This window comes from Microbulbifer epialgicus, from assembly GCF_041447265.1.
GTDB lineage: Bacteria > Pseudomonadota > Gammaproteobacteria > Pseudomonadales > Cellvibrionaceae > Microbulbifer > Microbulbifer epialgicus.
In genome coordinates this window covers 43,474-67,141 of record NZ_JBGMEK010000004.1, presented here as the reverse complement: position 1 = coordinate 67,141, position 23,668 = coordinate 43,474, and the positions used below count along the sequence as shown (strand labels likewise).

The following is a 23,668-nucleotide window of genomic DNA, read 5'->3' as shown; positions in this document are numbered from 1 at the left end:
AGTTGGTATTTAGAGTTGCCAAGTCGATCAGGTACACTGTCCAGCCGCAATTTCTGTCTGGAACTCAACGCACTATGGACTACCCCACGATTGCTGACTGTGTAGGTAACACCCCCCTGATCAAATTGCAACGCTTGCCTGGTGGTACCAGTAATACGATTTTGCTCAAGCTCGAAGGGAATAATCCAGCTGGTTCCGTCAAGGACCGTCCGGCGCTTTCTATGATTAATCGGGCTGAGTCCAGGGGGCAGATCAAGCCGGGTGACACTCTGATTGAGGCAACTAGTGGCAATACTGGCATTGCCCTGGCTATGGCAGCAGCCATCAAAGGCTACCGCATGATTCTGATTATGCCGGACAGCGCTACAGCCGAGCGCAAGGCATCCATGACTGCCTATGGAGCAGAATTGATTCTGGTCAGCGCGGAAGCGGGGATGGAGGGTGCCCGCGATTTGGCCCTTAAAATGCAGAGCGAGGGCAAGGGCTTGGTGCTTAATCAGTTTGCCAATGCGGATAACCCTCTTGCTCACTATGAGGGCACTGGTCCTGAAATATGGCGGCAGACCGGGGGGCAGATCACACATTTTGTTTCTTCCATGGGCACAACAGGTACCATTATGGGTTGCGGCCGCTTTTTAAAAGAGCAGAACCCTGAGATCCAGGTTATTGGTTTACAGCCTACCGATGGTTCCAGTATTCCCGGGATTCGCCGTTGGCCACAGGCTTACCTACCGAAGATATTTATACCTGAGGAAGTTGATCTGGTTATCGATATGGATCAGAGCGAGGCCGAGGATATGACTCGCAGGTTGGCACGTGAAGAGGGGATTTTTTGTGGGGTTTCCTCTGGCGGCGCTGTGGCTGGTGCGCTACGGCTTTCCACCCAGGTGGAAAATGCTACTATCGTTGCGATTATTTGCGACCGGGGGGATCGTTATTTGTCCTCAGGGCTTTTCAATAATTAACAATGAGTTTTTTGGGTTGGCAAGACTTTTGTCAACCCCTGCGCACTGATTGGTTTTGTTGGTTTTTGTTATTCTTTAGTCCAGCTTATTTTGCCTTTGCGAGCAAAACTGAGTTTACTTTTCTTTACCCTGTTTCACTTTACCTCCTAAATCACTCATCCAGATCTTTGTACAATGTACGGATTTTTTCGTCTGGTGGTGCCTTCATACTTGCTCGGATTTAGTTGATTTTTATTTAATGGTTTATTGATCTGGTTCAAAAAATCCCATGATTTAGTCATTGCTAAAAAGTTGGGAGTGAAGAATACATTTCACTCGGAGCTGTATGAAGCATGAGGGCGGATTGCGAGAGTACACGACTATATTCACTACGTGTCGCGATAGGAGTGCATTAATTATTTTCGGCCCAGTAGTAAGTTTGTAGGTGACTCACCTTGAATTGTTGCCATCTCAACGGATTTGGATGACGGCCTGTCTTTTAAAACAAAATTATTATTGCAAGCTGTTTGTGTGCAAGAACTTGCCAGTTTTTATCCTGGATTTGATGTGTGGAGCTATTGTCTCAAATTTTTATGTGACTGATTGGCCAGTATGAGGGGCAATTTGCTGGCTACTTTTGCGCGGTGCCGGGTTCGGGTGGCAGTAAGTTGCTGAATTTCGCGCAGCTTATTGAAAAATATAAAGAAATTCGTGGACTTTGGTGTGTTCAAACCTATGATAGAAGCGCCCCTGTACGGGGAATTTGCGTAAATATTACCTGGTACCGCAGTTTGGTGAGTGGGTAACTAGTGCCAATAAGCTTCCAATTTCCTGTTTCGGCCCTATAAGCATGGTTCAAGTCAGAAAACATCATTCCTTCGGAGGTGAGAGCGAGCTCAATCTGGAATCGTGGCTTCGCCATATGCAAAAGTTGGCGGGTCTGGATGGCGCAGCCATAGTAACACTTCGTCGCGCTGCGGAGGTGAGTGCCGAAGCAGAACAGCGGGCCATAGAAGCGGAAAATATCTGGGCGGAAGGTGCTAGCAGTTTTGCTACCGGTCTGGAGATGGCAGAGATTCTTGCGGATTTGCAAATTGACTCCGAGGCGCTGGTTGCCGCCGTTCTTTACCGGGCTGTGCGGGAAAAGCGCTTACTTATAAAAAGTGTCGAGGAAGAATTTGGTTCAACAGTAGCCAAGTTGATCCGTGGTGTATTGCGTATGGCGGCAATTCGCAGCCGCAGCGCGGATACCGGTGATGAGCACAGGGGTGGAGCCGTAGAGGAGCACTCAGAGAATATCCGCCGCATGCTGGTGGCGCTTGTAGATGATGTACGAGTAGCTTTAATCAAGCTTGCGGAGCGTACCTGTGCAATTCGCGCGGCAAAGAATGCCGAACCGGCCAAGCGTACCCGGGTAGCGCGCGAGGTAGCCGATGTCTATGCACCACTGGCGCACCGACTGGGTATTGGCCATATCAAGTGGGAGCTGGAAGACCTCTCCTTTCGCTACCTGGAGCCGGAAGATTATAAGCAGATTGCGCGTTTACTGGATGAAAAGCGCCTGGCGCGGCAGAAGTATATCGACGAGGTACTTGAGCTGCTTCGGTCAGAATTGGCACTTGCGGATATTGAGGGGGATGTCTATGGCCGGGCGAAGCATATCTACAGTATCTGGCGCAAAATGCGCCGAAAAAATATTGGTTTCTCACAAGTGTACGATATCCGTGCTGTGCGCATATTGGTGCCCACGGTGCGGGATTGTTATGCAGTATTAGGGATAGTGCATAATTTGTGGCGTAACATCCCTAACGAGTTTGATGACTATATCGCCTCCCCCAAGGAGAACGGATATCGCTCCCTACACACCGCTGTGATTGGTCCAGAGCAGAAGGTACTGGAAGTACAGATCCGTACTTTTGCTATGCATGAGGAGGCCGAATATGGTGTTTGTGCACATTGGCGCTATAAGGGCACCGACCTGAAAACCGAAAGCCAGGACAGCTATGAGCAGAAAATTTCCTGGTTGCGCCAAGTACTCGATTGGCACGAGGAGGTGGGAGGCAACCCCCTGCAGGATGATCTGCAGACTGGTGAAGGGGATTCACGCATCTATGTGTTTACTCCGGACGGTCACGTAGTGGATCTCCCTCGCAAGGCTACGCCACTGGACTTCGCCTACAAAATTCACACCGAGATCGGTCATCGCTGTCGCGGTGCCAAGGTTGATGGGCGTATTGTGCCCCTGAACTACGAACTGCAAACTGCCAACCAGGTGGAGATTCTTACCGGCAAGCGCGAGGCGCCCAGTCGCGATTGGCTGTCTTCGGGGATGGGCTATATCAACACCCCGCGGGCACGCGCCAAAATTATTCACTGGTTCAAGCAGCAGGCGCGAGACCAGAATATTGCAGATGGTCGCAGTATTCTCGATGGTGAATTTAAGCAGTTGGCACTGAGCGATTTCAACTTTGAAAAGCTTGCAGCCAAACTGAATATGCATTCGCTTGATGATTTGTATGCAGCTGTGGGTGCCGGTGACATTGGCGTTGGCCAAGTGCTGAATACTGCCCAGCGTATGGTCAAGGTTGACAATGTCGAACGGGTGCCATCGCTCACAGCCCCGGTCGCCCGTGGCGAAGGCAAGGCGGATGTTTATATCGATGGTGTCGGCAATCTGCTCACTCATATCGCAGGTTGCTGTAACCCGGTGCCCGGTGACGAAATCATGGGGTATATCACCCTTGGTCGTGGAGTTTCTATTCACCGCAAGGACTGCGCAAATATGCTGCGCATGCAAACTGAGGAATCTGAGCGTGTGCTCCAGGTCAGTTGGGCGGAAAAGCCACGTCAACTCTACGCGGTGGAGATTGTAATTGGAGCCTATGATCGCCTAGGCCTGCTGCGCGACGTCACCGCGATGCTGGATAGCCAGAAGATCAATATTACAGCCATGCAAACCCACTCGAACAAGAATAAGCACACGGTAGAAATGGTCCTCAGTGCTGAGATCCACAATTTTGAAGAGTTAAGCTCGGTTCTGCATCGGATAAATCAGCTACCGAATGTGGCATATGCGAAGCGACGTATGCTGCGCTGAGAAAAGGGGATTAAATGCAATACCAATATACGTTGGAGGATTTGCTCCATCTGATGGCTCAGCTGCGCAACCCTGAAGGTGGTTGTCCTTGGGATCTGAAACAGACGTTTGCCAGTATAGTGCCCTCCACCATTGAAGAGGCTTACGAGGTTGCCGAGGCAATTGAGACTGAGGACTTCGAACATCTGCATGAGGAGCTTGGTGACCTGTTATTCCAGGTGATTTTTTATTCGCAGTTAGGTCGCGAGCAATGCTATTTCGATTTTCCCCGCATTGTGGATACCCTGGTGCGAAAGCTGGTGCGCCGCCACCCCCATGTGTTTCCCAGTGGAGAACTCCACGGGGAGAATGATTCCTCATCTGCGGGTGAAGCAGAGGTGAAACAGAATTGGGAGGCTATTAAGGCTGAAGAACGCAGTGCAAAGGGTGAAGCGGGGGCTTTGGCTGGGGTGACAGCAGGCCTACCTGCTCTGACACGTGCGGCCAAATTACAGAAACGGGCTTCCCAGGTGGGTTTCGACTGGCCAGATATCAATGGTGTATTGGACAAAATTGAAGAAGAGGTAGCGGAGTTGCGCGAGGCCGTTGCCAGCGGAGACCAGGAGCATGCTGGCGAGGAACTCGGAGATCTGTTGTTTTCCTGCGTGAATGCGGCCCGTCACTTGAAAGCCGACCCCGAAGCAGCCCTACGCTACTGCAATCGCAAGTTTGAGCGGCGCTTTGCTGCTGTGGAAATGGCGCTGTCCTCTGAGGGGCGGCGGCCCACTGATGCCAGTCTTGAGGAGCTGGATCAGCTCTGGGAGCAAGCAAAAATGGAGGAGGGGCGCGAACTTGATGGTTAACTCTAGTCGTGGACAGGTAGAACCTGGTGGGAATGGGGCGGGATCGGCTGTAATCTTGCCCAATTTGGGGTCTGCGTGTAAGGTAGCGCTCTTTTAGCGCGGCGGCTCTATTGGTGCGTCGACAGTTTTGGAGGCTAACTGAACATGCGAATTATTCTCTTGGGGGCGCCGGGGGCCGGCAAGGGCACTCAGGCACAATTCATAACAGAGAAGTTCGGCATTCCGCAGATCTCCACCGGCGATATGCTTCGCGCAGCGGTGAAAGCGGGTACTCCCCTTGGCTTGCAGGCAAAAGACATAATGGAGGCCGGCAAATTGGTTTCCGATGACCTGATTATAGCCCTGGTGAAGGAGCGTATTGCCCAAGCGGACTGTGCAAACGGATTCTTGTTTGACGGTTTTCCCCGCACCATCCCCCAGGCGCAGGCTTTACTGGATGCGGATGTTCCTATTGATCACGTACTGGAGATTGCCGTTGAAGACGAAGAAATCGTCAAGCGCCTCTCCGGCCGACGCGTCCACGAGGGCTCGGGTCGCGTCTATCACATCGAGTACAATCCGCCCAAGTCCGAGGGCCTGGATGATGTGACTGGAGAGGCCCTGATTCAGCGAAGTGATGATACCGAAGAGACCGTGCGCAAGCGCTTGGCTGTATATCATGAGCAGACTGCACCACTGGTTGGCTTCTACCGCGAACTGGAAGCCCGTTCTCCAGAAGCTTCTCCCAAATATACCAAAGTTATGGGTGTCGGCAGCATGGATGATATTCGCGAGAAGGTGTTCGAAGCCTTGGCTTGATCGCTTCGATGACGGTTTCTCTACAAAGCCTCCTTTTGGGGGCTTTTTTGTATCCGCTTAATAGCTCCTTTGTTGGTTTTTAGAAAAGCCTTTCACTTGTAGTTATTAGTTCAACCATTAAGATTGCCGGCAGGTTTTCTTGACAAAATTGTATTTCAGACGGGTCCACTTATGTCCACGGCGATAGTTTTGATGAATTTGGGCACTCCAGCGCAGCCGTCTGCGCCAGCGGTAAGAAGTTTTTTGAAGGAATTCCTCTCCGATCCCCGCGTTGTGGAAATACCCCGTCCATTGTGGCTGGCGATATTAAACGGCTTCATTTTGCCGTTTCGCCCTAAGCGCATTGCACCGGCTTATGAAGAAATTTGGAATCGTAGTGCCGATGGTGCAGGGGTTGAAGGATCACCACTTCTCTACTATACGCGCCGGCAAGCTGAGCTGTTACAAGAACAGCTGCGTAATAGCGGACGAGATATTGCGGTTGAATATGCGATGACCTACGGTGAGCCACGCCTGGATAAAGTGATTGCTGACCTACGTCAAAAAGACTACGAATCCTTTATTGTTTTTCCCTTGTATCCGCAGTACTCAGCTACAACAACCGCCGCAATTTATGATCAAGTGGCGCAGATTTTTCGTAAAAGTCGTGATATTCCGGATATTTCTTTGGTTCGGGACTATTACCATAACCCTCTCTATATTAAATCCCTTGCCAATTCGGTCAGGGAGCACTGGCAGGTTCACGGGCAAGCTGAAAAACTACTTCTGTCATTTCATGGTATTCCTAAGGCAAACGTTGATAAGGGGGACCCTTATTATCGACACTGCATGGAAACCGCACGTCTTTTGGCTGAAGCATTACAAATTAAGGAAAACCGGTGGCAAGTCACTTTCCAGTCCCGTTTTGGCAAGGCCGAGTGGCTGCAACCCTATACTGATAGAACGCTGATTGAGTGGGGCAAGAGCGGAGTAAAGAGTGTTGATGTTATTTGCCCAGCATTTTCAGCGGATTGCCTGGAGACTCTGGAAGAAATTTCGGTAGAGAATCGCGCTAATTTTATCGAGTCTGGAGGCGGTGACTATCGGTATATCCCCTCTCTCAATTTGCGAGAGGACCACATTAAGGCGCTCGCTGCAATTGTTGAAGACAAGTTACCTGGGACAAAATAATTTCCAACAGGGGCCGGAAAAATGGCTTTCGAGAGCCATTTGATAAGAAAAAGATACTTTTTTGCCGGAAAGTTTCTCATTTTTCGCTTTTTTACTTGCAATGCCGGGTATTTTTATTAACTTTGATAAAGTTGTATCGAAATAGGCGGTGCGGCGCTCTGCATAAGTAATAAAAACAGCCCGTTGCAGTTTTTATTCGATAGCAAACAGGCAATGCTGCCGGCACACTTTTGGATGTACTTCTTCTTTTTAGTGAGGAGACAAGGGATGGCAAGAGTAGTAAAAAAGAGTACGCGTGCGAAGAAAGCAACTGGTTCGACCGCAGCGTCGCCAGTGGTCTCGAAGGCGCAAAAGGCGGTAGATGCAGCGAGCAAGTCACTGGATGCACAGCTTGATCGTGTTGCAAAAGCGAAAGCGCGAGCACAAAAAAGTAACACTGCGGTGGCTAAGACTTCGTTAACCAATGCTAATAGTAAGGCGAAGGAATTGCGCGCCAAGCTGGCAATGGCTAAGATGGATCTTGCCAAAGCCAAGGCTATGGATGCTGTTCGTCTTGCCGAAGCTGCTGCCAAAGAAAAGGTGACCTCTCTAGCGGATAGCCTGTCTGCCAAGGCAGATAAAGACTTGGCTGCGGCACTAAAAGCGTTTGAGGCACGTTGGGTGAAGACGAGGGAGAAAAACCACGCCAAAAAAATCAAAGCCGCTGAAAAGAAGGCTGAGGCTAAAGTGAAGGCCGCAGCTAAGAAAGCTGCAGCCAAGGCCAAGGAGCTGGAGAAAAAAGCTGCTGCCAAGCTGAAGGCCGAAGCCAAGAAGGTGAAAAAAGCAGTAGCTAAAAAAAGCTCTACTGCGAAAAAAGCTGGTCGTCCTAAGAAGGCTGCCGCAGCTAAGCCGGCCAAGCGCGTAGGGCGGCCGAAGAAGGCAACTTCTGCAGCTAAGCCAGCGAAGAGAGTAGGGCGCCCCAAGAAAGCCACTGCAGCAGCGACAAAGAAAGCGCCCGCTCGTCGCGGTCGCCCACCTAAGGCCGGTGCCGCACGGCGCGGCCGCCCACCGAAAAAAGCGGCATAATGCTAGTCTGGCTATGACAGCTTCTTGTTGAGCCTTACTGGTTTTGATTAACCCCGGCATAAGCCGGGGTTTTCTGTTTAAAGCGTATCAGTAAAGTTACTAAAGAGGCGGAGGAGGAGAATACACGGCGCTCGGCTCTGTATGAGGTATGGATGCGGATTATGAGTGTACAGAAATGTATTCATAGCGTGTCGTGAAAGAAGTGTATTTTTACTTCCGAGCGGTAGTAATTTTGAGAATGAATGTCGTTGGTAATTCGGCTCGATTAAGCATTTACTAAAAAGGGGGAAGGAAAGAATACACTGCGCTCGGGACCGTATGAGGCATGGATGCCGATTACGAGCTTACAGGGATGTATTCACAGCGCGTTTCGAGTGCAGTGTATTCTTTCCTTCTGACCCAGCAGTAACTGCTCAATATCACAAGGTTAAGCCTATTCCCTGGGGAGATGCCAATCGCATCTGTATGCAGGCAGTCATTCGCTATCTTTATAATAAGTATTATCGGCAATGAAACTGATATCTTCAGGTCGAGTAGTTTCAGCTACTTTAGTTCCCATGAATGACCGCTTAAGCTTATAGCATAAACGATAGTAAGAAATAAAAATTTTTTAATTAATCAAGGCAATTTTAGAATAACATCCTTTAAAGGAAGGATAATTGTTTTAGAAGTTATTACCGGGTCGGAAGTAAAAATACACTTCTTTCACGACACGCTATGAATACATTTCTGTACACTCATAATCCGGATCCGTGCCTACTCTGAAGCCGAGCGCAGTGTACTTTGTTAATTTTTGCATTAAAGAATAAGCTGAATTTTTTTTGCAGTGCAGGGAAGTTCCTTGTATTACTTGACTCGGGCCCTACTTAATTGATTGTTTGTATAAACAGGCAAATATTTCCAGTGGGACCCAGATGGTAGCAGTAGTTAAAATACTGAAGATAATCTTGGGTTACTGGATTTAGGGTCGATGGTGCTAATGGGGCTTAGTTTAAGTGCCCTGCAGGAAAATGACCGTTAACTAATGTAGAGTTCTCTTCCCCTAGCTAAAAACCACCTGGTTCACACAGTAGTCAATGGCATTAAGGTGATTTCCAGCCTAACAGTGCTGGACTAATTTACATGACTCACCCTTGGGACCGTGTCACAATATACATTCTTCAGCTACCTGGTTTGAGATTGTTGTGAAGATTCTTGCCCTGGATACGACTTCCGGCGCCTGTTCTGTAGCACTCTACAGTGATGGCCAGACCACCGAGCGGTTTGTACAGGCGGAGCGTGACTATACCCGTCGTCTGTTGCCAATGGTTGACGAGGTCTTGGCTGATGTAGGGTTAACTCTGAAGGAGCTGGACGCCTTCGCGGTCAGCCGCGGACCCGGTTCATTCACCGGGTTGCGTATCGCGATCAGCTGTGTGCAGGGATTGGCTTTCTCTGTCGATAGACCCGTGGTACCGGTATCAAGTCTGGCTGCCTTGGCCTTGGGTGCCAGGCGTGCTCACCCGGAATGGAAGGATGCTCCCATAGTTTCAATGCTGGATGCGCGTATGCAGCAAGTATACTGGGGCGTTTACTCGGTTGACTCGCCCAATTGTAGTCAGTTGCCCGAGGCTGTACAGAATCCTGAAAAAGTAGTTATGTCATTAAAAGAGACTGAGTGGTCGCGCCCAATTTATGGTGCTGGCCCGGGCTGGCATTATGAAGCCCTCAGTGGGGCTCAGGTAAATGGAGTTGATCTGGATATCATGATCCATGCGAGGGATATTGCTCAGTTGGCCGTGCCACTTTGGCAGGAAGGCACCGCAGTAATAGCAGAAGAGTTGGAGCCAGCGTACTTGCGTAATGAAGTGACCTGGCAGAAACGACAAAAAATAAGATCCAAGTAATTCATGGAAATATTTCAGATTGTTGTATTGGCCCTGATTCAAGGGTTAACTGAATTTTTACCTATCTCCAGTTCGGCACACCTGATTTTACCCTCAGAGGTTCTGGGTTGGCAGGATCAAGGGCTGGCTTTTGATGTAGCTGTACATTTTGGTTCACTGATTGCTGTAATCACCTATTTTCGCAAGGATATTTGGTTACTGGTACGCGACGGGCTGGGAGGGTTCGGATCAGGACAATTTAGTGATGAAGGGCGGCTGGCTTGGTTAATTGTACTGGCTACTATTCCAGTCGGCCTCGTAGGATTGATATTTAAGGGTTATATAGAAACCCACTTGCGTTCGGCCGCGGTAATTGCAGCGACTACCATCGGATTTGGCTTACTGCTTTGGGTGGCAGATGTGCGTGGAGCTCGAACGCAGACCCTAACACAGCTCAATTGGAAAAAGGCCTTGTTAATCGGTTGTGCCCAGATCCTGGCTCTCATCCCTGGCACCTCCCGCTCAGGAATAACCATGACAGCTGGACTCATGCTTGGTATGAAACGTGAAGCCGCTGCGCGCTTTTCTTTTCTATTATCGATACCGGCAATCGCTTTGCCAGCGATGTTACTGACATACGATCTACTTGCTTTAGAAAGTGTGCCCTGGGGCGATATTCTACTGGGCACGGTACTTTCGTTTATCAGCGCTTATTTGTGCATTCACTTTTTCCTACAGTTTATTAGCCGCATCGGCATGGCGCCATTCGCGATATACCGCCTGATACTGGGTGCGGCCCTTATTTGGATGATATGGGGTTAATAAATATGGCAACCGTAGCGTTTTTAGGGTTGGGAGTGATGGGATACCCCATGGCTGGTTATCTGTCCAAAGCCGGCCATAAAGTGAGAGTTTATAATCGCACCCCCAGCCGTGCTGAAAAATGGCTGGGGGAATATGAGGGTGAGAGTTTCTCCACGCCGGCTGAAGCAGTAAAAGGAGCAGAAGTGGTATTCGCTTGCGTAGGTAACGATAACGACCTGCGCGAAGTGGCAATCGGTGAGCAGGGTGCTTTTGCTGCTATGGAAAAAGGCAGCCTGTTTGTGGATCACACCACTGCCTCAGCCGATGTTGCACGAGAGCTTGCGGAGATTGGCAAAGACAAGGGCATAGGGTTTCTCGATGCGCCAGTATCCGGTGGGCAGGCGGGTGCAGAAAATGGCGTGCTGACAGTCATGGTTGGCGGTGAGCAAGCGGATTTCCAGCGTATCCAGCCACTGGTTGATACCTTTGCGCGCGCTGTGACGCTGATGGGCCCCGTGGGTAGTGGCCAGTTGTGCAAAATGGTCAATCAGATCTGTATTGCCGGGGTGGTCCAAGGGCTTGCCGAGGGGTTACATTTTGCCAAGGCTGCCGGGCTGAATGCAGAGCAAGTGGTGGAAGTGATCTCCAAAGGGGCCGCCCAGAGCTGGCAAATGGAAAATCGTTCAAAAACCATGTTGGCAGGAGAGTATGATCATGGCTTCGCTGTAGACTGGATGCGCAAGGATTTGGCGATCGTTCTGCAGGAAGCCCAGAGTAACGGGGCCCTATTGCCGGTGACTGCATTAGTTGACCAATTTTACAGCGAAGTGCAGGCCATCGGCGGCTCTCGCTGGGATACTTCCAGCCTGTTTGCTCGTTTAATGAATGTGCGTTCCTTCGATTGACATTCCCTGCCTAAATACATACAGGGCTGGATATTTTAACTTCCAGCCCTGCATTTAAGACCTTAGTTATTTTATTCTCAATGAAAGTTCTACTGCTCTCGGCTTACGACGCGGATAGCCACAAGCGTTGGCGCAAGGGCCTGGTCGCCGCCTTTCCCGAATGGCAGTGGAGCGCTCTCACTTTGCCACCCCGCTATTTCAGCTGGCGCATCCGAGGTAATAGTTTGACTTGGGCCAGGGGTGAAGCTGCGCAAACTCTGAAGCAGGAATGGGACCTGATTATTGTTACCTCCATGACCGATCTTAGTGCCCTCCGTGGGCTGGTGCCGGAAATTGTAGGGATACCCACGGTAGTGTATTTCCATGAAAATCAATTTGCCTACCCGATAAGCTCAGATGCTTTTCAGTCCATTGAGCCGCAGCTACTTAATATTTATACCGCATTGGCTGGGGATCTTCTGTTATTTAACTCGGAATACAATCGTCGCACCCTAATTGAGGGTGCTGCGAAATTACTAAAGCGTTTTCCAGATTGTGTGCCGCAAGGGGTTTGTGAGGAAATTGAGCGTAAGTCACAGGTATTGCCTGTTCCTTTGGAGGATAAAATCTTTGAAAAGAAAAAAAATATGGCTGACTTTTCCTGGAATCACCGCTGGGAACAGGGTTACCAAGGTAAAGTGCCGAAAGATTCACTGATCATAAGTTGGGCCGCCCGCTGGGAGTATGATAAAGGCGCTGACCGGTTGTTACAAATCCTCCAGAGCCTAAAAGAGAGAAAAGTGAGCTTCCTCCTTAATCTGATGGGCCAATCGTTCCGCAATAGTCCAAGAGAGTTTGAGCAGATTAAACAGGAATTCGCGAATTATCTTCTGGTTGTTGGATATGTAGAAGATGCAAAAACCTATTGGCAGACCCTTCGCAACAGCCATGTTTTCTTATCCACGGCATACCATGAATTTCAAGGGCTGGCAGTAATGGAGGCTGCAGTGGCAGGGTGTACGCCATTGGTGCCGGATGAGCAGTGTTATCCTGAGCTTTATCCAGAAAAATTTCGTTATATAAATGTTGATAATGCAGTTGGAAAACTGGAGGCCAGTGCTGAGGCAATTAAAAGGGAAGAGCCGCTCTTTAAGATGGCACTTGATTCATTCTCTTGGGGGAGAGCAAAGAAACTATATGATGAGTGTTTAAGTAGTTTATAAAAAATTCATTTAGCCTGTTTGTTCGCAAGGATGGCGGTCAAGTCCTATTGGTCATTGTCTTTTGAGCTTCCCACTATTTCTTCTCATCCACATTTGGTGGTGACCCTTCATTATTTAGCTGGGGCTGTACCTGACTGTAGTAGCCGACGGTGTAATCGGTATACTTGGATTTCTATTTTTTGGCTTGAGGCTAAGCTGAATTTTATCAAGTTTCGCGGATTAAATTGACCTAAGTGAAACCCAGTGCTCAGGATATCACCGACACGGCCACGGTGTTACAGATCCGCGCGGCATTGGATTTGATAGAAGCCGATGTGGAGGCTATTTCCCCAGCCTTGGGTAAGCTGGCAAAAGAGCACCGGGATACACTGATGGTGGCGAGAAGTAATTTGTAGCAGGCTGTACCGATTGCTTCTCTGAAGCGGTTATGATGGCGTTGGGCCCCAAATTGGTCGTGAAAAAGCTCATGACCTGGGTTACCAAAATTGCTGCGATGCGGTGAAAAGTAGGCAGCCCTTTGCGAATCTATTAAAAGAAAACCCGGAAGTGTCTGCCAATCTCAGTCCCTGCGAGGTGGATAAAATGCTCGATCCTAGCAATTATTTGGGACTATGTGGAGAGATGGTGGACCAAACTCTGGACGGGCAAGAGCGGTGAATATCGAGATTTAGAAGTGTAGTTCTTATTACTATTGGCTCAGAAGGGATGAATACACTACACTCGAGACGCGCTGTGAATACATCCCTGTAAGCTCACAATCGGCATCCATGCCTCATACGGTCCCGAGCGCAGTGCATTCTTTCTTTCCCTCTATTTAGTAGGTCTGGATTAATGAATAAGTTTAATCGGACGAAAGTCGTACAGAGTTTGTGTCGAAAGTATTTATCTGCCTTGGAGAAAGGGGATCTAGAGGCCTTGCTAGCTCTTTTTACTAAAGATGCAATGGTTTTTTCGCCAATATTTGGAGAATGTCGAGTGGTGGATTTTTACTCCTATGTAATAAAGGCAACAAAAGATCGGTCTATGACTTTAAAGAATATTATGCTGGGTGTTGTAGATCCAAACCAAGTCGCTGTTTATGTAAGCTATACACGTGCTGTTGAAAATAATAAGCCAGCCACTATTGATACGGTTGATGTTTTTGATCTTGCCGCTGACTTAAGTGCATTTTCTTCAGTAACAATTATTTACGATACAGCGCCGGTTAGAGGTGATTTTAAGGCGCCTATATAAGTTACTTTTTGGCTTCCGTCAGCACCGACTCATTGAAAAGTTTAGGGTGTTAAAATTAAGCGAAATGCAATTATTAGAATCATTCCAAAGCATAAAATTAATTGAGGATTACTACTGGGCCAGAAGGAAAGAATACATTGCACTCGAGACTCGTTGTGAATATATGTCTCTGTAAGCTCGTAATCGGCATTCATCCCTCATACGGTCCGGAGCGCAGTGTATTCTTTCCTTTCCCCTTTTCAGTACAATAGAGGGGTGATATTGTTGCTCGAATAATATCCATGTCAGACCAGCAACTCTTTTTTGTAGGTCAATCCCCTGTCTGTAGATATATATTGATGGGGATTAATTTGTATTTCCATGTAATTCATCTTTTTGTTCTGCTCTGTATAATCACTTGGCTTTTCATAACCACAATATGCAGGTAAATATATCTGGTTAGTTGTAGTCTTGCCGGATATCGTGTGCTTCCTTATCAGCACTTTCTTTTTTAATACAAAAAAATCTGCCAACAGAATATTGCTTGAAAATATCAGTGATTGAGTGGCTTTGTGATATCTGGTTCATAAAGCTGATCATGCCTATTCCAGGTAATTGAGAGTTGGCGTCCAAAAGTCCAGTTTGCGATGGATAAAAGGTAAACCGTGCAGCTATTTATCGAAAATATCCATGGGATTAGCCATATTGCCCAAAAGAATTCGGGTAGTGAACCAGCCCTGACCGGGCCAGTGGATCCTGAGCGACTGCTCAGCATGTTCAGTAAGTCCACCCTGCAGAAAATTTACGATCACTTCTTTGGGATGGGGGATGGCGTCCAAGACTTCTTTCAGTCTGGATATCAATCCAACAATCAGGGTGGCACATCATTCTCCGCTCATCCTGAAGTTCCAGAAAGCCTTTCTTATTTCGAGAAGGTTATTTATAAAGCCCTGGCTCAAAATACCTTGATTATTGAAGAAGCGCCATTTGCCGATGAGGTGCTCACTCAAAAGCAAGCCAAGCTTATCCCTCAAATCTACATGAGCTTGCAACAAATTATTGTGCAGGAGAAAGCAGAAGCCGCTGAAATTCAGCAGCGTCATGAACAGCGTTCCACCCTGGAAAAGGTAGGTGCATATATCAATCACGGCGCTACAGGGCTTGGAAACGCTGCTTGGGGGCTGGTGACCTGGTGTAAGGATGTTCTGGATGTGGTAGCGCTGGTTCATCCTATCCGCCTGAGCTTAGAAGCACGTAGGGCAACGGTTAGTTATCTCTTGAATGACAAAAGTTTTGAGGAGTCAATTGAAGAGCACTTATCGCTAATACACAGAGAAGTAGTGGACGTCCTCGGTTTCGACCCTTCAAAAATTACTCAAGCGCAGCTGGAGCTGGCTTTCGAAGTGGCCGAATTGATTTATGAAGAAGCGCCGCTGCGTGATGCGATTTATCGTTTTGCCAAGGATTACGCAAATGCTCAGCACAGCCTTGAAATTACTGAAATGGCTGGCGGTGGTGTCTTTGAAATTATCCTCACATTTGTGCTGGCAGTAGTTACTGCCGGTGCCGGTGCTGCTGTGGTTATCGCTAAAAATGCACGCCTGATGACATCCTACCGGGCTGTGGGCGATTTAATGTTGGAGTTCGCAAAAATCAAAAAGCAGCGCAGCCTGCTATCCAAAAAGTATAGCGGCAAAGATGCGGACGAAGGTAAGGGAGCCAGTTTTGCCGACTTACCATCTAGTGAGACCGTCAATCCTTACAGTGAAGGTGGCCCTTTGCCAACTGGGGGGGGGTCCACGCAAAGCCAGCGTCATAATAATGACACCAACCCAGAAAGTGATACCAGCACACAAGAAAAACAGACCCAAAATAGTAATCCCAACCCATCCAACGAGCCGGATAAAGCCAGTACTGCTACTGGCAAAAACCATAATGACGGCAGCTCTCAAGACAATGCCAAGGCCTGTGAATGTGGCGATCCAATTAATTTAAAAACAGGGGAAGAGCGCCTTACTTTATCGGATGCCATGCTCGATGGCCCCTTGCCATTTATTTTTTCCCGCACCTACCGCAGCAGCAATCCCAAAGACTTCGGCCTGGGCCACGGCTGGACCCACACCCTGGGAGAGAAACTGGTCTGGCGCCCCGGTAAAACCGTGCAATACCACGATGCCGAAGGCCGGGTTATCAGCCTGCCCGTACCAGGAGACAGTGGTCGCAGTCACAACGTGGTAGAGCATTTAACTCTTACCCGTGTTAATGACGAACACTGGTTTATCACTCCCTACGGTGCCCCAAAGGGAGTGCAAAAACATTTTAAAGCCACCGGTGATACAGGCAGCCTCAAACTCTCAGAAATCCGCGATGGCTACGGCAACTACTACCTGTTCCACTATATCGATGAACGCCTGATCTGCATCGAAAGCAGCCTCGGTGAAGCCCTGCATATCACCCCACCGGAAGGAAGTGGCAACAGCCACCATATCGGCGAACTCAAAAAAGAAACCCGCGATGGCCGTATCAAAATACTCGCCCACTATGAATACAGTGATGAAGGAGACCTGATCAAAGCCACCGATGCCGATGGCCACAGCGAGCACTACCAGTACCATCACCATGTCATCAAACAGCGCACTCTAAAAAGCGGCTACCGCTTCCACTTTGAATGGGATGCCGAAGGCCCCTCCGCCCGCTGTGTACGCCAATGGGGCGATCCCATCGATGGGCAGGACACTTACAACTACCAATTTGTTTGGGATGATGACGGCAAGGGCGTAACCGTTACTGACACTCGCGGCGGTAAAGAACGCTACCGTTTTAACGATCGCGCCTTACCTATTTACCACCGCGACCCCGAAGGTGCAGAAACCCTCTACACCTATAATGACCTCGGCCAAATCACCCGCGTACAACTGCCCAGCGATCATGGCAGCCACCGGGAAGAACACTGCCATTACGACGATCAGGGCCGCCTGGTTAAAAAAGTGGATGCCAGTGGCAACAGTCATCGTATCGAATACAACAGCGAAGGGCTCCCCGCAAAAATTACCGACCCCAACGGTAACAGCTGGCAACGTGAATACAATAAAAACGGCCAGATCGTAGCCACCAAAGATCCTCTCGGTAACAGCACCCAATACGGCTACAACCCCGTTGGTTTAATCGGCAGTGTCACCGACCCTCTTGGCAATACCACCCGCTACCTCTGGAACCCGGAAGGGAACCTTGCTGCGGTAAAAGACCCCATGGGCCGTGCCCAGCACTACCGCTACGATAGCGCCCGGCGCCTCGAAGAAGTGCAGCACGCCCCCGGCCAGATCACCCGCTACGAATACGACACCCAAGACCGTATTCACGCAATCACCACCCCGGATGGCGCCCGTACTCAATACAGTTACGACCCCCACGGGTTACTCGCCGAAGTGATCGATTCCGAGGGTCGCAGCACCAGCTACACCTACGACGGCCTCAGCCAGGTAAAAACCCGCACCAACCCCGATGGCAGTCGCCTGGAATATCACTACGACGGTGAACGCAACCTTATTGGCCTCACCAATGAAAACGACGAGCGTTACCAGCTGAAATACGACCTTAACGAACGCCTGATTGAAGAAATCGGCTTCGATGGCCGCATCACCCGCTACGCCTACAATCGCGCCGGCCACCTCGCCAGCTCCAGGGCGGTTACCGACCCCGAAACCGGCAAAGGCATTAACACCATCTTCGAACGCGACCCCTTCGGTCGCCTCATAGAAGAAATTACCCCAGACGGCATTACCAACTTCCGCTACAACCGCAGCGGACAACTGATCGAAGCCGAAAACGCCCACCGCAAACTCCGCTGGGAATACGACGCTAATGGTCGCCTGATTACCGACTGGCAAGGCAAAGAAAAACTCAGCCACCAATACGACGCCGCCGGCAATCGGACTGCCACCACACTGCCCCACGGTGAAACACTAAGCTTCGCCTTCAATCCCTCAGGCCAATTCCAAAGCCTGCACCGTCGCCCTGTAGGCAGTGATTCCGATCAACTGATCACCAGTATCAGCCACGACGAACAGGGCAGGGAAAGCCAGCGCCAACACGGCAATGGACTGGAAAGCCAAAAGGACTACGACCCCCAAGGCCGCCTGCAAAAACTGCGCCTGGGTAAAGCCAGCAGTGAAAACCAGAGCCCAGTCTCCGATCCAGTACAAAATACCTATCCCATACTGGAGCGCGGCTATCAATACAACAAAGCCGGCCAAATCGCCAAGATCGAAGACAGCCTGCGAGGAACCCGTAACTACCACTACGACGCCCTGGATCGCCTTACCCAGGTAGATGGCCCCAATCCGGAATATTTTGTACACGACCCCGCACACAATATTCTCGCCGCCGCTAACTCAAAAGATGAAGCCAAACAACAGGCTGGCGCCACCCAGGTCAAAGGCAACCGCCTAGCCTTCCGTGGCGACACCCACTACCGCTACGATATCCACGGCAACCGCATTGCCGAACTGCGCGGCAAAGGGCAAAAACTGCAAACCCGCTACCACTACAACAGCCGCCAACAACTGGTGCGGGTAGAAAAGCTCAAAGTAGAGAAGGGCACAGAGCAATTCCAGAAGGCCATCCATTACCAATATGACCCCCTGGGCCGCCGTATCGGCAAAGCCACAAATACAGAACAAACCAACTTCCTCTGGGACGGCGATACCCTCCTCAAGGAAACCAACACCGACAACCAAACCAAGCAGGACCTCAATACCCGCACCTACTACTTCGAGCCAAATACCTTTAAACCGGTTGCGTTAAAGGAAAGTCAGCAAGATAAAGAACAGGTCTATCATTACCACCTGGACCACCTCGGTACTCCTGACACTCTTACTAACGAAGAAGGTGAAGTGGTATGGAGTGTTGCCTACAAGAGCTATGGTAATATCGCCTTAGCCCAAGAAAACCAAATTGAACAACCGATTCGATTCCAGGGGCAGTACTTCGATGAAGAGACCGGGCTGCACTACAATCGGTTTAGGTACTATGATCCGCAGGTTGGGGAGTTTACTCAACAGGACCCGATTGGGTTGTTGGGGGGGGCTAATAATTATCGGTATGTGCCTAATCCATTAGGCTGGATTGATCCGTTTGGCTTGCAAGCTGACAAAAAAAAGAAGTGTAGTAAATTAGGCTCAAGTGTTCCAGACAAGCCTGAAGTAATAATAAGAGGTACGGTTGATTTTCCGCATGAGGGGCCTCAAGCAATTAGATTTGGTGAATTACATGGAGGAGGTGTTTTTGATTTTGGCGACAGCAAGCAGGGAATTGAAGGTTACTTTACTCAAGCTGGGAGCGGTCAGGAAATACCTGTTTCACTTAAAAATAAACCTGAAACAAGTAACTTAAAAAATATTTTCAGAAAAATAAAGGAAAACGCTGGACAAATTCAGAAAGCAGAAAGCTGGCCAAGTAGTCACGTTAATCACTTGCCAGAAGGTACAGGGAGGGAGGCTGTTATTCATGTGCAGACCCCTCAATTTAACGCACAGCAAGTCATTGATCATGTTGACAATAGTAAAGCCAATATTTTCTTGGAAAACGTCTATAAAGAAATATTGATAGATACATCCGATGGGTTGGTAGTTATTGATGCTGAAAGGAAGGCGTCACTAAGGGATTAATTATGAGTATAGATGTTGAAGTTATACCCGGTAATAAGGCTCCAATTTATTTTTACAAGTTGAAAAATTTGATGTGTGAGTTGTTAATTGAAGGCGAAATTCAAGAGTTTGGAGGGGTTATTTTCCAAGAAATTGGCAAAGATAAACCTGTAAGCGAAGAAGATTGCTTAGTGCTAGGTAAGGATTATGAATTAGTTTCCGTTGAGGTTAATACATTAGTTCTATCTTTCATGCCTAATGACCCAGATGATGATGAATTAGAAATTGACATGTTAGAAGACTATGGGCGAAATTTGGAAGAGAATGAAATAAAAAGTATGTCTGAAAAGTGGGCTAAAATTGGCTTCACTTATAAAATAACGAGTAAAGCGGGTAGGCATAGAGTGGAGCCTAGGATATTTTGGGCAATAGTTGGGGCATTAACTGCCCTTTCATCTGGTGATGTAATTGTTATGGAATCAGATATATTTAGCCTGCCGGTAGGCGTTTATAAATACTCTGAATTTATAGGTTGTGAGGTGGTTTTTTAGTTTCAAATAAAGTTGATGTTTTAGGTGGTATGAAGCTAGCAGCTAAAGTTGATAAAGCAGACAGGATTTCTGGATAGCCATAATTTGAAGGATTGAAAATAATATTATATGGCTCCGCCTTAACAACTGCTTTTCTTTGGTTCAGGAGTAAAAGGAAGCGCCGACAATCGCCTATACCGTGCACCCAGCGTTTATCGAGCTGGGTACAAACTTGCCGTACTGCCTCCACTGGTACCACAAAGCCTTTAAAGCGACTTTCAAAATTTCGATTGAGGTAGAGCCAATGCATTGGCGAGCTACCTAATTGCTTAAGAATAGAAGGCGTGTTTTCAAAGATAGAACTGCGCTTTCGGGGATCTAAATGTCGACTATAGCAGTCCACCAGCCCTAAATAGTGATTTGGCTGAAAGGGCAGTCCTTTTGGCCTTATCAGACGCTCGCTGCCTGTAAATGACAGAAGCTCTTTGGTCTAAACTAATCCAATTATACAGGCTGCCAGGGCTTTTCCTTCTAGTAAACCTGGGACTGAATCAACCTTCCCAGAAGCAGCCGGTGGAATCATCTTCGCTATTGGTCTGCCGGGCCATAGATTTATTTAGACTCCTCACTGGCACAGCGCTACCTTCCGGGCATATGAAGAAATATAGGGCAATGGAGAGTATGCAAACATTGCCAATATCCAACTCAAATATTATCACTGAGATAGAAAGACTCCATATCTGATAGTCAATGTCCTAATTTGTCGACTTTATGTCCTTTGCGACTAGTCCTATTAATTTATGCTTTTAGCTGCCTCGACTAGAGGCGTTCTATTCATATGGCAGGACTTTCGTGATGTCGATGATAAATTGTCGAATATACCTCTGTACCTGCTAAAAATGACTGAATTTTAAATTTAAGTTAATAAGGATATAAGCATGAGACTGTTTCTCTGGACTGCCCTGTACTCGCTACTTTTAAGCAGTGTGACTTGGGCGCACTCCATATCTAAGGATGCTTTTCATATTGGAATACTGCTGTACGACGATGCGCAAACTATTGATTATGCCGGCCCTTATGAAGTTTTTGGTCAGGCAAACTATCGCTTGACCACCATTTCTGAAAATGGCGAAACCATTACCTCAGCGATGGGATTGCAGGTGGTTCCAGATACCAGCTTTGATCAGGAGAGTCAATTTGATGCGGTAATTATCCCTGGGGGTGGCATCAATAAAGCGATGGAGAACCCAAAAATATTGCGGTGGATTAAGGAGCAGTCGGAGCAGGTACAATATGTTTTAACGGTATGTAACGGTGCCTTTATTCTGGCGAATACCGGGCTGCTTGATGGAAAGAAAGCAACCACTATTCGCGGAGCCTTTAATTCCTTTGAGAGCAGCTTCCCTGATATTGAGTTAGTTAAGGATAAAAAATTTGTAGATAACGGGCAGCTTATTACTACCGCAGGGTTATCGTCAGGAATAGATGGCGCTCTATACCTGGTGAGTAAGGTTGATACGATGGAGAAAGCCAAAAGTGTTGCTGCGAAGATAGAGTATCAGTGGCGGCCACAGGGTGGTTATATCCGGGGTATGATGGCAGACAGGATTATGCCTGACCTTGGTGACCTGCCTGGCTCTATTCAGTTTGTTTCAGAGGAGTATAGCTACGGTAGCCTGGAGGATTGGTATTCCGCATTTCAACTATCTGCAGATATAAATGCGGTAAAAAATTGGCTAAATGAGCAGATGATAGAGAAATCTAAATGGAAGAAGGATCTAAAGAAATCCAATGCTAATAGGTGGGTATATCATTCTATTGATGAGCATGCTGAGTTCCAGGTTGATTTTGTTTCCCCCTCTAAATCCCAGCCCTGGGTGATTAAGTTAAGCATACTTGCTCAGCCATCGTAGACTGGCATCTAAGTGCGATAGAGGGGGGCGAGGAGTTGCGGTTGGACCAGATATTGTAAATTCGGTTTTTGGCGTGAAGCGTGAGTCCGTATTTATCGTCGACGCACTCCCATTGCCTCAAAGTTTCCATAAATTAGAACAGCGGAAACATATTGCCCTTGGGATCGTCTGATTCCACATATCGTTTGCAGCGCCATAAGGTCATTTTTGAGTTGCATTGTGCGGGCACTTCATTGCGGCGGTAGCATATTTGGTACGGCCTCTCAATCCTCCATCCTTTTCGTACATTTTTGTAGGTCTGATAGTTTGTGAATGATGGGTTCTTTCCTCCTGTGACTTGCACTTCACAAATACTGTCCCAGTTTTCCAACGTGACTCCAACAGAAGAAGCAAGGGAATAAGTGGGTATTAAGCACAACGAAAAGAGGAGGAGGGCCGCTTTCACAATCGTCTTTCCTACTTGGTTTTCCGCCACTCAGATTAAAACACTGGCAATTTTAGTGTTGTAAATCTTCAGCGGCGAATAGATTGTGGGCTATTTATTTCCAGCTAATGAAATTGAAACCAGTCAGTCATATTTAATTGCAAGGGTGAGTATCAACTCCGTAATTTAGGTTCTTGTTTTTGTGCGCGATTCGTTATCAAGACCTCCATATCATTTTACAGCATTCCATTTTAAGAACGGTTTTATCGATTTGCTTTTGGTAAATTCCAAAAACTGCTTACTAAATGCAAAGTGGTTCTGCCATGGCCACAAAAATCAGTTATTTTAGCAGCGGCGAAGGACGCGTTGTATTCCTTCTGGCACTAAAGGCTCGGTGATTAGCTCCACTTTGCTTATTGACTTAAAAGGTAGTTGACTTATAGCGGTTCGCCTCAGCTCGAGGAATTGGCCCTGGAATAAAGATTACGGTTACATTGATTGAGAAGGGTGATGCAAGGAAAAGCCCAAGCTTTGGACGGACAATATAATATCCGTTTTAAGTGTGCTCGGAATATTTCAAATCTAGTCAAGGCTGAAAGTGAGCGGCATGGCCTTTCTGATCAATTTCAAAATTGGTGCGAATAATTTACTCGAATTAACCCTTAGACTAATAAGGGACATTTGACCGCGTATTTTTAACCTACGAAAAATATTAGATTTAACATTATGATTGAACACATTTAGCTACAATAGCGTATCTGACTAAATGAGCTTTGTTTCATAACTGAACCTAACTGCCTAATTAAACACAAATGCAATAGGAGTACTAAAAATGCACCATAATCGGCCAGTAGACAGCCAAGTTTTATACAAACCCTTCTATCAAAAGAGAATAAGTGACTTTTCTTGATGTGCGGGTAATATCTGCGACATCCTGATAATAGAAGTCTATTAGATACTTTCAAATGAGGGTTGAAAAGTCACTGGAGCTGTGATGGGGAGGCAGCATATGAAACCGGCAGTAATCACCAGCAGATCTTTGGGTGAGAAATTAAGTCATCGCCGCTCCGCAGGAATCGCCTATCGATCTGACAATATGCTTAGAAGGCATATAAAAGAACGATAAGGTGAGACAGCTGTAGTAATTACAGAAGTTTTTTCTATTTATCATTAGATTCAATAAAGTAGAGGTTTAAAGCGGATTTTTATTCCGTTATATTGATCGATAGACACTCTATTAAGCGTTAGCGAA

The 23,668-nt window shown here is 47.8% G+C and carries 17 protein-coding genes; 16 read left to right on the top strand and 1 reads right to left on the bottom strand.

The window, feature by feature from the left end; translation table 11 throughout:
* Positions 1–74: 74 nt before the first annotated feature.
* The 15 genes from cysM (at position 75) to ACCI49_RS03245 (ending at position 20,100) form a co-directional block, all read left to right on the top strand.
* Positions 75–965 (top strand): cysteine synthase CysM, encoded by an 891-nt coding sequence (gene cysM, locus ACCI49_RS03315; RefSeq protein WP_371837556.1) that lies wholly within the window; start codon positions 75–77, stop codon positions 963–965.
* An 829-nt stretch (positions 966–1,794) separates the two neighbouring features.
* Positions 1,795–4,041, top strand: a complete 2,247-nt coding sequence (relA, locus tag ACCI49_RS03310; RefSeq protein WP_371837555.1) for a GTP diphosphokinase — start codon at positions 1,795–1,797, stop codon at positions 4,039–4,041.
* A gap of 14 nt (positions 4,042–4,055) precedes the next feature.
* Positions 4,056–4,883, top strand: coding sequence for a nucleoside triphosphate pyrophosphohydrolase (gene mazG / locus ACCI49_RS03305; RefSeq protein ID WP_371837554.1), 828 nt, complete (start codon positions 4,056–4,058; stop codon positions 4,881–4,883).
* A 144-nt stretch (positions 4,884–5,027) separates the two neighbouring features.
* The gene (gene adk, locus ACCI49_RS03300) at positions 5,028–5,681 is read left to right on the top strand and encodes an adenylate kinase (RefSeq protein ID WP_371837553.1); all 654 of its coding nucleotides are present in this window, start codon (positions 5,028–5,030) and stop codon (positions 5,679–5,681) included.
* A 171-nt stretch (positions 5,682–5,852) separates the two neighbouring features.
* Positions 5,853–6,851 (top strand): ferrochelatase, encoded by a 999-nt coding sequence (gene hemH / locus ACCI49_RS03295; RefSeq protein ID WP_371837552.1) that lies wholly within the window; start codon positions 5,853–5,855, stop codon positions 6,849–6,851.
* A 267-nt stretch (positions 6,852–7,118) separates the two neighbouring features.
* Complete coding sequence (locus ACCI49_RS03290) at positions 7,119–7,916, top strand: hypothetical protein (RefSeq protein WP_371837551.1); 798 nt, start codon at positions 7,119–7,121, stop codon at positions 7,914–7,916.
* 1,184 nt (positions 7,917–9,100) lie between these two features.
* Entirely contained in the window at positions 9,101–9,802 is a 702-nt protein-coding gene (gene tsaB, locus ACCI49_RS03285) for a tRNA (adenosine(37)-N6)-threonylcarbamoyltransferase complex dimerization subunit type 1 TsaB (RefSeq protein ID WP_371837550.1), read from the top strand.
* 3 nt (positions 9,803–9,805) lie between these two features.
* Positions 9,806–10,603, top strand: a complete 798-nt coding sequence (locus tag ACCI49_RS03280; protein ID WP_371837549.1) for an undecaprenyl-diphosphate phosphatase — start codon at positions 9,806–9,808, stop codon at positions 10,601–10,603.
* Positions 10,604–10,608: 5 nt separating this feature from the next.
* Positions 10,609–11,490: an NAD(P)-dependent oxidoreductase gene (locus ACCI49_RS03275; RefSeq protein ID WP_371837548.1), complete on the top strand. Its 882-nt coding sequence runs from the start codon at positions 10,609–10,611 to the stop codon at positions 11,488–11,490.
* Positions 11,491–11,570: 80 nt separating this feature from the next.
* Complete coding sequence (locus ACCI49_RS03270; protein WP_371837547.1) at positions 11,571–12,692, top strand: tRNA-queuosine alpha-mannosyltransferase domain-containing protein; 1,122 nt, start codon at positions 11,571–11,573, stop codon at positions 12,690–12,692.
* Between the two features lie 233 nt (positions 12,693–12,925).
* On the top strand, positions 12,926–13,087 hold the full coding sequence (locus tag ACCI49_RS03265) for a hypothetical protein (protein ID WP_371837546.1): 162 nt from the start codon (positions 12,926–12,928) through the stop codon (positions 13,085–13,087).
* A gap of 103 nt (positions 13,088–13,190) precedes the next feature.
* Positions 13,191–13,349 (top strand): hypothetical protein, encoded by a 159-nt coding sequence (locus ACCI49_RS03260; protein ID WP_371837545.1) that lies wholly within the window; start codon positions 13,191–13,193, stop codon positions 13,347–13,349.
* 174 nt (positions 13,350–13,523) lie between these two features.
* Positions 13,524–13,925, top strand: coding sequence for a nuclear transport factor 2 family protein (locus tag ACCI49_RS03255; protein WP_371837544.1), 402 nt, complete (start codon positions 13,524–13,526; stop codon positions 13,923–13,925).
* 644 nt (positions 13,926–14,569) lie between these two features.
* The gene (locus ACCI49_RS03250; RefSeq protein WP_371837543.1) at positions 14,570–19,570 is read left to right on the top strand and encodes an RHS repeat-associated core domain-containing protein; all 5,001 of its coding nucleotides are present in this window, start codon (positions 14,570–14,572) and stop codon (positions 19,568–19,570) included.
* A 2-nt stretch (positions 19,571–19,572) separates the two neighbouring features.
* Positions 19,573–20,100: a hypothetical protein gene (locus tag ACCI49_RS03245; protein WP_371837542.1), complete on the top strand. Its 528-nt coding sequence runs from the start codon at positions 19,573–19,575 to the stop codon at positions 20,098–20,100.
* Here ACCI49_RS03245 and ACCI49_RS03240 read toward each other — a convergent pair.
* Positions 20,075–20,389, bottom strand: coding sequence for a hypothetical protein (locus tag ACCI49_RS03240; protein ID WP_371837541.1), 315 nt, complete (start codon positions 20,387–20,389; stop codon positions 20,075–20,077). The genes ACCI49_RS03245 and ACCI49_RS03240 overlap by 26 nt on opposite strands.
* A 628-nt stretch (positions 20,390–21,017) precedes the next feature.
* Between ACCI49_RS03240 and ACCI49_RS03235 the strand changes: the two genes are divergently transcribed.
* Positions 21,018–21,992, top strand: coding sequence for a DJ-1/PfpI family protein (locus ACCI49_RS03235; RefSeq protein WP_371837540.1), 975 nt, complete (start codon positions 21,018–21,020; stop codon positions 21,990–21,992).
* Positions 21,993–23,668 lie beyond the last annotated feature (1,676 nt).

What these genes read in the sequence shown, in the direction of transcription:
- cysM (WP_371837556.1), top strand. Translation starts at nt 75, where the DNA reads ATGGACTACCCCACGATTGCTGACTGTGTAGGTAACACCCCCCTGATC.
- relA (WP_371837555.1), top strand. Translation starts at nt 1,795, where the DNA reads ATGGTTCAAGTCAGAAAACATCATTCCTTCGGAGGTGAGAGCGAGCTC.
- mazG (WP_371837554.1), top strand. Translation starts at nt 4,056, where the DNA reads ATGCAATACCAATATACGTTGGAGGATTTGCTCCATCTGATGGCTCAG.
- adk (WP_371837553.1), top strand. Translation starts at nt 5,028, where the DNA reads ATGCGAATTATTCTCTTGGGGGCGCCGGGGGCCGGCAAGGGCACTCAG.
- hemH (WP_371837552.1), top strand. Translation starts at nt 5,853, where the DNA reads ATGTCCACGGCGATAGTTTTGATGAATTTGGGCACTCCAGCGCAGCCG.
- ACCI49_RS03290 (WP_371837551.1), top strand. Translation starts at nt 7,119, where the DNA reads ATGGCAAGAGTAGTAAAAAAGAGTACGCGTGCGAAGAAAGCAACTGGT.
- ACCI49_RS03280 (WP_371837549.1), top strand. Translation starts at nt 9,806, where the DNA reads ATGGAAATATTTCAGATTGTTGTATTGGCCCTGATTCAAGGGTTAACT.
- ACCI49_RS03275 (WP_371837548.1), top strand. Translation starts at nt 10,609, where the DNA reads ATGGCAACCGTAGCGTTTTTAGGGTTGGGAGTGATGGGATACCCCATG.
- ACCI49_RS03270 (WP_371837547.1), top strand. Translation starts at nt 11,571, where the DNA reads ATGAAAGTTCTACTGCTCTCGGCTTACGACGCGGATAGCCACAAGCGT.
- ACCI49_RS03255 (WP_371837544.1), top strand. Translation starts at nt 13,524, where the DNA reads ATGAATAAGTTTAATCGGACGAAAGTCGTACAGAGTTTGTGTCGAAAG.
- ACCI49_RS03245 (WP_371837542.1), top strand. Translation starts at nt 19,573, where the DNA reads ATGAGTATAGATGTTGAAGTTATACCCGGTAATAAGGCTCCAATTTAT.
- ACCI49_RS03240 (WP_371837541.1), bottom strand. Translation starts at nt 20,389, where the DNA reads ATGCATTGGCTCTACCTCAATCGAAATTTTGAAAGTCGCTTTAAAGGC.
- ACCI49_RS03235 (WP_371837540.1), top strand. Translation starts at nt 21,018, where the DNA reads ATGAGACTGTTTCTCTGGACTGCCCTGTACTCGCTACTTTTAAGCAGT.